Annotated in this window: 9 protein-coding genes and 3 pseudogenes; 3 read left to right on the top strand and 9 right to left on the bottom strand. The window is 70.7% G+C overall.

What is annotated here, in order from left to right; genetic code table 11:
* Positions 1-117: 117 nt before the first annotated feature.
* Positions 118-1395: a phospholipase D-like domain-containing protein gene (locus JHW48_RS17650; RefSeq protein WP_119887217.1), complete on the bottom strand. Its 1278-nt coding sequence runs from the start codon at positions 1393-1395 to the stop codon at positions 118-120.
* Between the two features lie 169 nt (positions 1396-1564).
* Here JHW48_RS17650 and JHW48_RS17645 point away from each other — a divergent pair, with 169 nt between their 5' ends.
* Positions 1565-2233 (top strand): fused MFS/spermidine synthase, encoded by a 669-nt coding sequence (locus JHW48_RS17645; RefSeq protein ID WP_272835863.1) that lies wholly within the window; start codon positions 1565-1567, stop codon positions 2231-2233.
* A 21-nt stretch (positions 2234-2254) separates the two neighbouring features.
* On the top strand, positions 2255-2974 hold the full coding sequence (locus tag JHW48_RS17640) for a spermidine synthase (RefSeq protein ID WP_272835897.1): 720 nt from the start codon (positions 2255-2257) through the stop codon (positions 2972-2974).
* A gap of 6 nt (positions 2975-2980) precedes the next feature.
* Here JHW48_RS17640 and JHW48_RS17635 read toward each other — a convergent pair whose 3' ends face one another.
* From JHW48_RS17635 to JHW48_RS17620, 4 genes and pseudogenes are all read right to left on the bottom strand, one after another.
* Positions 2981-3220: a hypothetical protein gene (locus tag JHW48_RS17635; RefSeq protein ID WP_272835896.1), complete on the bottom strand. Its 240-nt coding sequence runs from the start codon at positions 3218-3220 to the stop codon at positions 2981-2983.
* A complete protein-coding gene (locus JHW48_RS17630) occupies positions 3130-5223 on the bottom strand; it encodes a metal ABC transporter permease (RefSeq protein WP_272835895.1) in 2094 nt (697 codons plus the stop codon). Before JHW48_RS17630 ends, JHW48_RS17635 begins: the two co-directional genes overlap by 91 nt.
* Positions 5220-5991: pseudogene (locus JHW48_RS17625) on the bottom strand (metal ABC transporter ATP-binding protein). Before JHW48_RS17625 ends, JHW48_RS17630 begins: the two are co-directional and overlap by 4 nt.
* 28 nt (positions 5992-6019) lie before the next feature.
* Positions 6020-6985 carry a metal ABC transporter solute-binding protein, Zn/Mn family gene (locus JHW48_RS17620; RefSeq protein WP_272835866.1) on the bottom strand — a complete coding sequence of 322 codons (966 nt, stop codon included), beginning with the start codon at positions 6983-6985 and terminating at the stop codon, positions 6020-6022.
* Between the two features lie 124 nt (positions 6986-7109).
* Here JHW48_RS17620 and JHW48_RS17615 point away from each other — a divergent pair, with 124 nt between their 5' ends.
* Positions 7110-7532 (top strand): Fur family transcriptional regulator, encoded by a 423-nt coding sequence (locus JHW48_RS17615; protein ID WP_119887467.1) that lies wholly within the window; start codon positions 7110-7112, stop codon positions 7530-7532.
* Positions 7533-7574: 42 nt separating this feature from the next.
* Here the strand turns inward: JHW48_RS17615 and JHW48_RS17610 are convergent.
* The 4 genes and pseudogenes from JHW48_RS17610 to JHW48_RS17595 form a co-directional block, all read right to left on the bottom strand.
* Positions 7575-8966: pseudogene (locus JHW48_RS17610) on the bottom strand (ABC transporter ATP-binding protein); the annotation flags it as partial.
* Positions 8963-9778, bottom strand: coding sequence for an ABC transporter permease (locus JHW48_RS17605; protein ID WP_119887463.1), 816 nt, complete (start codon positions 9776-9778; stop codon positions 8963-8965). The gene JHW48_RS17605 and the pseudogene JHW48_RS17610, both read right to left, overlap by 4 nt.
* Positions 9775-10712 (bottom strand): annotated as a pseudogene (locus JHW48_RS17600) (ABC transporter permease). The gene JHW48_RS17605 and the pseudogene JHW48_RS17600 overlap by 4 nt, the downstream one beginning before the upstream one ends.
* Positions 10709-12214, bottom strand: coding sequence for an ABC transporter substrate-binding protein (locus tag JHW48_RS17595; protein ID WP_272835894.1), 1506 nt, complete (start codon positions 12212-12214; stop codon positions 10709-10711). The pseudogene JHW48_RS17600 and the gene JHW48_RS17595 overlap by 4 nt, the downstream one beginning before the upstream one ends.
* Between the last annotated feature and the right edge of the window lie 67 nt (positions 12215-12281).

The following is a 12281-nucleotide window of genomic DNA, read 5'->3' as shown; positions in this document are numbered from 1 at the left end:
ATGCCGCATCCGGGTGCGGGACAAGAGGGGATATGGCCGCCGGGCCTGACAGGGGCCTGAGCCGAAGATGAACCGATCATGAATTTCCCCGAGTCACATCTGGGGTCACATCCGGGGTCACATTTGGGGGCGCAGCCAGCTCCAGCCCCAGTCAGCCATGCGGGTGGTCCAGGACCGGTCCTGCCATTCGCGCAGCGTGATCTCGCGGGCATCGGCCATGTCCGCCTCGAACAGCGCGATATGGGCGCGCGCGAAATCGCGGTCATAGACGTTCAGGTTCGCCTCGTCGTTCAGGCGAAAGGACCGTTCGTCGAAATTCGTGGACCCGACCGAGGTCAGCACCTCATCCACGATCAGCAGCTTGGCATGCAGGAAGGTGGGCTGGTATTCGCGGATGGTCACCCCCGCCTCCAGCAGCGGCCCCCAGAGCGCGCGGGACGCGCGGCGCACCGGCGGCTTGTTGATCTCGGGGCCGGGCAGCAGGATGTCCACCTGCACACCGCGTTCGCGCGCCGCGACCAGCTGGGCTACGGCGATGTCGTCGGGCACGAAATAGGGCGTGGCGATGCGGATGTTGGTCTCGGCCGCCGACAGGGCGGTCATCAGCATCATGTGGATGTAGTTGCGGCTGCCCGTGCTGCTGACGGCCAGCTGGGCTACGGTGTCGCCCTGCGGCTCCAGCGGGGGAAAGAAGGCGTCGCCGCGCAGGATCTCGGTGCTGTCCTCGACCCAGTTCGAGGCGAAGGCGCCCTGCATCATCGCCACCACCGGCCCGGTGACGCGATAGTGGTTCTCGCGGAATTCCTCGGCGTTGCGGGCGTCGCCGCGCCATTCGTCCGCGATCCCCACGCCGCCGGTGAAGCCCACCCGGCCGTCCACGATCAGCAGCTTGCGATGCGTGCGGTTGTTCACCCGGTCGATCGTGTACCAGTGGATCGGGCGGAACCGCGTGACCTGCACGCCCGCATCCTCCATCCGGGCGATCATGTCGGGATCCATGGGCACCGATCCGAACCAGTCCAGCATCACCCGCACCGCGACGCCCGCGCGGGCGCGTTCGGCCAGGGCCTCGGCGAAATCCTCGGCGATGCTGCCCGACCAATAGACATAGGTCTCGAAGGTGATGCTGGTCTCGGCCGCGCGGATCGCGTCCAGCATGGCGGGAAAGATCTCGTCGCCATTGACCAGCAGCTCGATCCGATTGCCCTCCAGCATGTTGGACCCGAAGAGGCCGTTCATGCTGCGCAGAAAGGCCGGGTCGGATGTGGTGATGGTGGTGGCGACCGCACGGCGCAGTTCGCGCCGGTCGGGGACCAGGTTCATGGCGGCGACCACCACAAGGCCCGTCAGGAAGGCGATGATCGCCGCCTGGATCAATCCGTTTCGCGTGATCATCGGGGCGCTCCTGCCGGCTGTGTCATGGGGTCGGGTCTAGCCGCCTTTCGGCCCGCCCGACAAGCGGAACCGTTTTTTGGAACATAAGACAGATTATAAAAACTATGCGCGCGATTGCACCGTGGTGCGCGCTGCGCTAGGCCGCCCTCCGCGCCAAGGGAGAATGCCGATGCGGTTCTGGACCACAATCACCCTGATCCTCGTCCTCTCGGCGGTCGGGCTGACCTACGAGATCGCGGCAGGCCGCGTGCTGGCGCCGTTCTTCGGGACCTCGCTGGTGACATGGACATCGGTGATCGCGGTGATCCTGGCGGGATTTTCTCTAGGCAGCGCACTTGGCGGGCTGGTCGCGGATCGCGACCGGGCGGTGGCGGTGCGCGCGGTGCGGATCGCGCTGATCGCGACGGCGCTGCTGATGGCGGTCTCGCCCGCGGTGCTGGGGCTGGTCTATGCCTTGGGCGCGCGGGGCACGGGGGGGATGCTGGCGGCGGTGATGCTGGCCTTCTTTCCGGCATCGGTTCTGGTCACCTTCCCCTCGCCCTTTCTGGCGCAGATGGCGATCGAGGCCCGGCCGGGGCGCGAGGGGTCGTCCCTGGGCCTGGTGCTGGCCGCGGGCTCGCTCGGGGCGATCTTCGGGGCGGTGCTGGCGGGGTTCGTGGCGCTGCCCGTGGTGGGGTCGGTGGCGACCTTCGCGGGATGCGGGCTGGTCGCGCTGGCCTGCGTGCCGCTGATCCGGGGGCGGGGCGCGGGCCCGGCGGGCCGGGCATGGCGGTGGCCGGGGGCTGGCGGGGCTGGCCGTGCTGGGCGTGACGGCCAGCGGGCCGATGTGCCGCCATGAATCGGGGATACCTGCATCGATGTGCAGGTCCAGGGCGACACCGTCTGGCTGCTGTCGGACCGCACCCCGCAGGCGGCCGAGGCGGATGCGCCGGGACCGGCCATGCTGGCCCTGCCCTATACGCGCTGGATCTGGTCGCGGATGCAGGCCGATCTGGGGCCCGCGCCATCGGTCCTGTTCATCGGCGGTGGCGGCTACAGCCTGCCCGCGGTGCTGCTGGACCAGGACCCCCGGGCCCGCGCCATGGCGGTCGAGATCGACCCGCTGATCACCCGCGTCGCCCAAGGCCACCTGCCCCGCGCCGGGGCACTGATCGGGGGGGGTGACCCGCGGCTGCGCATCGCCCATGCCGACGGGCGGCTGTTTCTGAACGAGGCGACCGAACGGTTCGACGCGGCGGTGATGGATGCGTTCTCCTCGGGGTCGGTCCCGGCGCATCTGGCCACGCGCGAGGCCTATGCCCGGCTGCGCGCGATGGTGGACGGGCCGGTCTATGTGAACCTGATCGACCGCCCCGACGGGCCGCTGCTGCGCGGGGTCCATGCGATCCTGTCCGAGATCTATCCCCATGTCCAGGCCGTGCAGGGCCCCGTCAGCGCGCGGGGCCGGGCGAACCTGGTGCTGGCGGCATCCGACCGGGCGCTGGCCCCGCTGGCGGCGCTGCCCGACGGGTTCGCCCCGGTCGCGGTGACGCCCGCCCGCGCCTTCACCGACGACCGGGGCTGGATCGGGCATCGCTGAGACGCCTCAGGGCATGCGGCCAAAGATCGCCTCGGCCTCGGCCAGGCCCTTGCGGCGCAGCGTCAGCAGACCGTCGCGCCGCGTGACCAGCCCGCGGTCATGGGCGCGCAGGATCGCCGCGCGGGCCCGCGGCGCGGACCAGCCCAGATTGTCGGTCAGGGTGCGCAGGGTGCTTTCCTCGGCCATGTCGGGGCTGTCGCGATGGGTGAAGAGATGCGCGACCAGCGCCCGGCTGTCATGGTCCATGCGCTGGCCCCGGCGGCGCAGCGCTTGCGCCACCAGCCCCGATCGGGCGCTGCGATCAGCGCCAGCACGAACCACAGGCCCGCCATGCTGGCCATCATCCCCGCGATGGACACGTTCCAGCGCAGCGCCAGCGCGTAGCCCGCCAGGCAGGACGCCACCGCCAGCAGGACCGCCACCGCCATCATCGACCACAGCCGCCGGCACAGCAGGAATGCCGTCGCGGGCGGCACGATGACGAAGGCGATGAACAGAATCGCCCCCACCGCGTCGAAGGCCGCGACTGCCGTCACGCTGGTCAGGGTCAGCACCCCGTAATGCAGGACCCCGGGCAGGAACCCCAAGGCCGCGGCCAGCCCGGGATCGAAGCTGGCCAGCTTCAATTCCTTCCAGAAGGCCAGCACGAAGGCCAGGTTCATCGCCAGCACCGCCCCCAAGGTCGCCACCGCCACCGGCACGGGATGTCCCGCGACCGTGACGATGTTCAGCCAGACAAAGCCGATCTCGCCCAGAAGGACGCTGTCGACATGCAGATGCACGTCGCGCGCATGGACCGAGATCAGCAGCACCCCCGCCGCGAACATCGCCGGAAAGACCAGCCCGATGGCCGCATCCATCCGCACCAGGCGCGACCGGGCCAAGGCCTCGGTCAGGATGACGGTCAGCACGCCGGTCAGCGCCGCGCCGATCAGCTGGACCGGCCCGGACAGATGCCCCGTGGCCAGCCAGACGGTGATGACGCCCAGGACGATGGAATGGCTGATCGCATCGGTCAGCATCGCATTGCCGCGCAGCACCAGGAACGTCCCCAGCACCGCCCCCGACAGCCCCACCAGGATGCCGGTCAGAAGGATCATCGCGGGGATCGAGGCGAAGAAGGCGTCGATCATCCCGCGTCCCCCGATCGGACCCGGCGCGGTCGCGGCGGCGGGCGTCAGCTGCCAGCGGGGCGCGGTCTCGGGCGGATGGGCGACAGGGCGGATCAGGCCCTGCCCCTCCAGCGCGGCCAGGCGGCGCGGCGATGGTGCCTTGCCGAGCGCCGCCCCCAGCATGCCGCGTTCGGCCGGATAGGCGGCGTCGTCGTGATCGCGCGCCAGCCCGTCCATCGCGGCCAGGATGCGCGCCTCGCTGATGCGCGCACGGGCGCGGGCGCGTGCCACCGCCCGCCACGCCAGCCCCCGCCCCGGCGCCAGGATCAGCGAGACCAGCACCACCGCCGATGCGATCAGCACCACGACCGGCCCCGTGGCCAGCCCCCGCGCGCCCGCGCTGATCAGCGCGCCGCCGGCGCCTGATGCCGCTCCGATCGCCGCCGACAAAAGGACCATCGGCCCCAGCCTGTCCGTCCATTGCCGGGCCGCCGCCGCCGGCGCGATCAACAGCGCGACCATCAGCACCACCCCCACCAGCTGCAGCCCCAGCACGATGGCCAGCGCGATCAGCACGGTCAGCGCGGCCTCCAGCGCGACGACGGGCATGCCTTGGGCGCGGGCGAAGTCGGGGTCGAAGCTGACCAGCTTGAATTCCTTCCACAGCGCCAGGATCACCGCCAAGGCCAGCGCGCCCCCCGCCCCGATGATCCACAGATCCCCCACCAGGATCGCCGCCGCCTGACCGAACAGGAACCCCGACAGCCCCGCGCTGGCCGATCCGCCCGCGGCCTGCAGATGGGTCAGCATCACCACCCCCACCGCGAAGAACACCCCCAGCACGACGCCGAGCGCCGCATCGGTCTTCAGCCGGGTGCGGCGGGTGATGACCATGACCGACAGCGCCGCCAAGGCCCCGGTCAGCAGGGCCCCGGCCATGATGCTGCCCAGATCGCGACCGCCCGCGACCAGGAACCCCAGGCAGACGCCCGGCAGGGCCGCATGGGCCAAGGCGTCGCCCAGCAGGCTCTGCCGGCGCAGCACGGCGAAGGCGCCCAGCATCCCCGACACCGCCCCCAGCATCACCGCCCCCAGCAGCACCGTGCGCACGATCTGGGACGACAGCAGCTCGGTCACGGGCGGCCCCCGTCGGGCAGGGCGATCATCGCCAGATGGCGGCCATAGGCGGCGCGCAGGTTCTCGGGCGTATAGGTCTGCGCCACCGGGCCTTGGGCCACGATGCGGATGTTCATCATCACCAGCCAGTCGAAATAGCTCTGGACCGTGGTCAGGTCGTGATGGACGACGATGACGGTGCGCCCCTCGTCGCGCAGGCGCTTCAGCAGGGCGATGATCAAGGCCTCGGTGGCCGCGTCGACGCCCGCGAAGGGCTCGTCCAGGATCAGGATCGGCGCGTCCTGGATCAGCGCCCGGGCCAGGAACACCCGCTGCTGCTGGCCGCCCGACAGCTGGTCGATCTGGCGGTCGGCGTAATCCTGCATGCCGACCTGGGCCAGGGCCGCCATGGCGCGGGCCCGGGCCGCGCGGCCGGGTCGACGGAACCAGCCCAGGCTGCGATAGAGCCCCATCTCGACCACGTCGGCGGCGGTGGTGGGGAAATCCCAGTCCACGGAATGGCGCTGCGGGACATAGCCGATCCGCCCGCGCATCGCGCCGACCGGCTAAGCCCAGGAACCGCACATGGCCCGCGACCGGGCGCACCAGCCCCAAGGCCGCCTTGATCAGCGTCGACTTGCCCGCCCCGTTCGGCCCCACGATGGCGCACATTACCCCGATCGGCACGTCCAGGTCGATGTCCCACAGCGCCGGCATGCTGCCATAGCTGACGGTCAGGTCCTCGACATGCAGGGCCTGGTCGGGTTCGTGCAGCATGTCCTTGCCCATATGCGGCCTTTCGCCAAGATCCCGCGGCTCAGCGGGGCAGATCCCATTCGGCCGCCCAGCCTTCCAGCGCCTCGGGCCAATCCGGCACCTGCCCGCCCAGGGCCCGCGTGATGGTCACCGCATTGGCGCGGATCATGCCGATATAGCTGCCCTCGGGCGTGCCCGCATCCCCCATCGCATCGGAAAACAACGTGCCGCCGATGGCCAGGTCATGGCCGCGGCTGGCAACCTCGGCCTGCAGCGCCTCGATGGTGCGGGGGCTGATGGTGCTTTCGACGAAGACCGCGGGCACTTGGCGCGCGATGACGAAATCGGCCACCTGGCGGATGTCGCCGATGCTGGCCTCGGACGCGGTCGAGATGCCCTCGATCGCCTCGGAGGCCTCGATCCCATAGGCATCGGCGAAATAATAAAAGGCGTCATGCGCCGTGACCAGCACGCGCCGCTCCTCCGGGATCGAGGCGATGGCCTGCCCCACCCAGTCATGCAGCGCGGCCAGATCCGCGACCAGCGCATCCGCATTGGCGGCCAAGGTGTCGGCGCAGGCCGGGCGGGCATCGGCGATGGCATCCGCCAGGACCGGCACGATGCGCGACCAGCGGTCCACATCCATCCACAGATGCGGGTCCATCCGGCCCGGCGCCTCGGGATCCTCCAGCAGCGCATCGGCGCCGAAGGTCGCCTGCACCAGGCCCAGGGTCGGCACCCGCCCGTCGAACCGTTCCAGCACATCGGCCAGCCGTTCCTCCAGCGCGCGGTCAACATAGACGATCAGCTCGGCATCCGCGATGACCTGCACGTCGCGCGGCGTGGCGGAAAAGGAATGCGGATCCACCCCCGGCCCGATCAGGGTCGAGACCGCGGCGCAATCCCCCGCCACCCCCTGGGCCAGGTCGCCGATCATCCCCACCGTCGCCAGCACCTGCAAGGGCGCATCTTGGGCCTGGGCCGGTGCCGCAAGCCACAGCGCCGCCAGCAGGGTCGTGCATCGCATCACCATTCGTCCCATCCTGATTCGCCCCTTCGGTCCGGCGCAGGATATGCGAATGAGAATTGTTTGCAAGTTCTGCGCGCGGAGATGCTTGAGCCGCCCCGCGCACCGGTCTAGAACCACGGGCATGACGCACGAGATCGACGATATCGAAGCCCAGCTTCGCGCCAAGGGGGTGCAGGTCACGCGTCAGCGGCTGGCCATCGTCAACGTGCTGCGCCTGGCCGGCGATCACCCCACCGCCGACGAGATCCTGTCCCGGGCCAAGCTGGAGGATGAAAGCATCTCGCAGGCGACGGTCTATCGCACCCTGGCCGCGCTGGAAAAGGTCGGCGCGGTGCTGAAGAACGATTTCGACGGCGCGGGCGCGCGGTTCGAGCTGGCCGACCGCGCCCATCACGACCACCTGATCGACCTGGATACGGGCGAGGTGATCGAGTTTCATTCCGAACTGATCGAATCCCTGCAGGCCCAGATCGCGGCCGAGCTGGGATACGAGATCGAATGGCACCGGCTGGAGCTTTACGCCCGCAAACGCCCCGGGGGCTGACCGCCCCCAGCCCGCAAGCCGTTCGGGCATCGCATGGTCGCGGTCCAGCGCGATCACCCGGTCGCAGCTCTGCGCCAGCAGGTCGGGATCATGGCTGACGATCAGCAGGGCCATGCCGCCGTCACGGGCGGTGCGGATCAGCAGATCCGTCACCTCGGCCTGGGTGATCAGGTCCAGCCGCGATGTCGGCTCGTCCGCGAACAGGAAGACCGGATCCAGCAGCAGCAGCCGCAGCAGGGCCAGGCGCTGCAATTCCCTCCCGAAACCTCGGTCGGCTTGCGCGCCAGAAGCCCCGGATCCAGCCGCAGCTGCGTCAGCAGCGGCGCGACCCGCCCGCCGTCCAGCCGGTGCAGCCGGATCACGTCGCGCAGTGACCGGCCCAGGGTGACATGGCGGGGAAAGGCGCTCGGCGGATCCTGATAGAGCTTCTGGAACCGCGCCGGGGCCAGACCCGCGCCCCGTTCCACCCAGCCCGCCTGCGGCGGGGCCAGCCCCAGCAGCAGGTCGCCCAAGGTGGACTTGCCGCAACCGCTCGGACCCCAGATGCCGGTGATCTGGCCGGGATGCAGGTCCAGATCCAGACCCTGGAACAGGGTCCGACCGCCGCGGTGCGCGGTCAGGCCCCGTGCCCGGATCACCGGGGCGCCGGTGACGGGCCGGGCCGGACGCTTGGGCCAGCTGGCCGGATCCGCCGCGATCAGGCGGCGGGTATAGTCGTGACCGGGCCGCGACAGGACCCGCTCGGCGGGGCCGCGTTCCACGATGCGGCCCTTCAGCATCACGATCAGCTCGCCCCCCAAGCGGCGGGCCAGCGCCAGATCATGGGTGATGGTCAGCAGCGCGCCGCCCGCCTGGACCTCGCGGGCCAGAAGGCCGATCACCCCGTCGCGCCGCGCGATGTCCAGACCCTTGGTCGGCTCGTCCGCGATGACGATGCGGGCGCCGCCGGTGCGCGCGGCGGCGAAGGCCACGCGCTGCGCCATGCCGCCCGACAGCTGGTCGGGCCGGCGGCCGCCCGCACCCTCCAGCCCCAGATCGGCCAGGTCGCGATCGGCGGCGGCGCGGGCCTCGGCCCAAGGCAGGCCGCGGACCAGCGCGTGACCCTCCGCCACCTGCTCGCGGGCAGGCATCAAGGGGTCCAGCGCCAGCCACGGCTCCTGCGGCAGAACGCCCAGCACCCGCCCCCAGAGCGCGCGGTGGCCGCCCGGGCGCGACAGGTCCAAGGCCCGCCCCTCCAGCGTGACGGCGCCCTGCGCGGCCAGGCCCGCGGGCGGGGCCGATGATGATGGCCTGCGCCAGAAGGCTCTTGCCCGATCCGGTCTCACCCAGGATGGTCAGGACCTGGCCCGCCCGCAGCGACAGCGAGACGGGTTGGACCAGCGGCACGCCCCGGGCGGTGACCGCGACATCGCGGGCGATCAGCAATTCGGTCACGGGCGGCGTCCTCCGGCAATCAGGTTCAGGCCCAGCAGCGTGACGAATGTCGCCAGCACCGGCACCAGCAGCGCCATCGGCGCCTCGCGGTAATAGGGCAGCATCTCGACCATCATCTGGCCCAGCTCGGGCTCGGGGGGGCGGATGCCCACGCTGACGAAGCCGAGCGCCGCGATGGTCATCACCGCCGTCGCCGCACCGAAGGCCGCCAGCGTCAGCAGCATCGGCGCCAGCTCGGGCCACAGATGGCGGCGGAAGACGTGCCATGGCCCAAAGCCCAGCAGGCGCGAGGCCTGCACCCCCGGCGCCGCCAGAAGGCGGCTGACCGTGGCCCGGGTCAGGCGGAAATATTCGATCCACAGGACCAAGGTCAGGCCGATCCAGAAGGCCACCGGCGTCACCGGCACAATAGCCAGGACGATCAGCACCAGAAGCAGCCCCGGCAGGGCCAGAAAGCTGTCCGCGACCAGGCTGGCCAGCCGGTCGACCCAGCCCCCGCGCCACGCCGCCAGCACCCCCATGGCGACGCCCAGGACCGCCGAACTGACCACCGCCGCCGCCGCGATCGCCAGCGACAGGCGCAAAGCCGCCGCCAGCCGCGCCGTCAGCGACCGGCCCAGATGGTCGTAACCCAGGGGCGACGCGGCATCCGGCCCCGCCAGGATGTGGCGCAGGCTCTGGCGCAGCGGATCGGCGGGAAAGATCCACGGCGCCAGCAGCGCAAGGCCCAGCACCGCGGCCAGCAGCCCGGCTCCGATCCAGCGGCCCCAAGGGCGGGCGGCGGGGGCCAGGGGGATGTCGGCGACGATCATGTCCCGACCCCCCCTGCGCGGGGGTCGATCCAGCGCGCGGCCAGGTCGACCAGCGCGTTCAGCAGCACGAAGCCCAGCCCCAGCAGTAGCGCGGTCCCCTGCACCATCGGCACGTCGCGCCCGAAGATCGCATGGACCAGCGCATGCCCGATGCCCGGCCAGCCGAAGATCGCCTCGATGACCACCACGCCCTCGACCAGCATCGCGAATTGCAGGCCCAGATAGGTCACCATCGCCACGCCGATATTGCGCAGCCCGTGGCGGCGCAGCATCTGCGCCTCGGACAGGCCCTTCCAGCGGCCGAAGGCGTAATGCGGACTGCCCGCCACCCTGGCCATCGCGTCCCGCGCCACCCGCGCCGAGACCGCCGCCAGCCCCAAGGCCAGGGTCAGCGCCGGCAGGATGAAATGCTCGGCCCGGCCATGCCCCGCCGCGGGCAGCCAGCCCAGCTGGATCGACAGCAGCACGATCAATACCAGCCCCATCAGGAATTGCGGCACCGATCGCAGCGCGGTGGACAGGACCAGCAGCACCCGGTCCAGCGGCCCCCGCGCGCAGCCCGGCCAGGATGCCGATCGGCGGCCCGATCACCAGGGACAGTGCCAAGGCCGCCCCGGCCAGCTGCAGGCTGGCGCCCAGCTGGTGGCGGATCTCGGTCATCACCGGCGCGCCCGAGATCACCGACGTGCCGAAATCCAGCCGCATCAAGTCCCAGAGCCATGACCCGAAGGCCGCGATGGCCGGGCGGTCCAGCCCCAGCTCCTGCCGGACGGCCTCGGCGGCCTGGGCGTTCACATTGTCATAGCCAGCGCCCCGCCGCGATGCGAAAGGCCATGTCGCCGGGCAGGGACTGCATCATCAGGAAGGTCAGGACCCCGACCAGCAGTGCGACCATCACGGCCTGCGCCAGCCGGTGCAGGATCGCCCGCCTCATTCCGCCCACCGGATGGACCGCAGCCCGAGCGTGCGCTCGAAGGGATCGACCACCGCGCCGGTGATCGCCCCGGATATGGCGGCGGTCTGCTGATACCATGCGACAGGGATCACCGGCAGTTCGGTCTGCAGGATCTCGATGGCGCGGTCGCGTTCGGGCTGGCCGCCCTCGCCCCGGGCCAGGTCGCGGATCAGGGCGGTGAATTCCGGGCTGTCCCAGTTCATCGCCCCCCAATCGCCGGTCGGCGCGTAATCGGTCAGGAAGGTGCCGATCGGGTCCGGCACCAGCGCGAAGTTGCGCGCGAACAGCGCCATGTCCAGCGACCCGTCCCCGTGCCGCACCGCCACCTCGGAGGAGTTGGTGGAATCGATCACCACCTCGACCCCGATATCGGCGAACATCTGCTGCAGCACCGCCGCCGACAAGGGCAGCTCGGGGCGGTCGGGATAGGTGGTCAGCACCAGGCTGAAGCGGTCCCCGTCGCGGGTCAGGATGCCGTCCGGCCCCGGCTGCCAGCCCAGATCGGCCAGCAGCGCGCGCGCGGCTTCCGGGTCATGGGTCAGGGGCGCGACCGTCTCGGAATGCCAATCGGCCAGCGAGGGCGGCAGGATCTGGTCGGCCCCGGCGGGATAGCGCAGGATGGCCTGGGCCAGCCCCTCGCGGTCGATGGCCATGGACAGGGCCTGGCGCGCGCGGGCATCCGACAGGGCCGGATGATCGCCGTTCAGCTTGATCAGCAGCGAACGCGGGACCGAGACCGACTGCACCTCCAGCCGGTCCAGCCCCGACAGCCGCGCCACTGAGGCCGGGTCCAGGTTGAAGACGTAATCGGCATCGCCGCTTTCGGCCAGCAGGGCGCGCGTCTCGGCCCGGCCCACGGATTGATAGCTGGCGCGGTCGATGAAAGGGGGTCCGTCCCAGTGATCGGCGAATCCCTGCGCCTCCAGCCGCAGCGGCGCGTCCAGGCGCGTGACGCGATAGGGGCCGGTGCCGATCACCTCGGTCACCTCGCCGTCCGGGCCATAGGCGGCGGGGGCCAGGATCAGCGATCGGTATTCCGACAGAAAGGCCGGCAGCGGCGCGAAGGGTTCGGTCAGGGTGACGACCAGGTCCCCGCCATCCGCCGCGATGGCCGAGATGGGCGCTGTCTCCAACAGGCCGGGCTTGGCGCGGGCCACGTTCAGCGCATGGGCGGCGGCATCGGCGTCGAAGGCGCTGCCGTCGTGAAAGACCACGTCCGGGCGCAGCTCGAAGCGCCATTCCAGCCCGTCATCCGAGGCCTGCCAAGACAGCGCCAGGCCCGGGGTCAGCCGCCCGTCCGGGTCGACATTCACCAAGGTCTCGGCCAGGTCCATCTTGATGAAGATGTTGCCCGAGGTGACGGGATCGGCCCCCTTGATCTCGAACGGGGCGACAATGTCCAGGACACCGTCATTCGCCCCCGCGGTCAGGGGCAGCGACAGGGCGGCAAGGGCCGCCGCGGAAAGGAAAGCGGGACGCATGGTCAACTCCGATGATATGCGGCGTTATTATATCACATATCATGGATTGCAAGACGCGTCCTGCGAG

Source organism: Paracoccus aestuarii (assembly GCF_028553885.1).
Classification (GTDB): domain Bacteria; phylum Pseudomonadota; class Alphaproteobacteria; order Rhodobacterales; family Rhodobacteraceae; genus Paracoccus; species Paracoccus aestuarii.
Note: the sequence above shows the minus strand (reverse complement) of the source record. Positions and strands in the feature narration are given on the sequence as shown.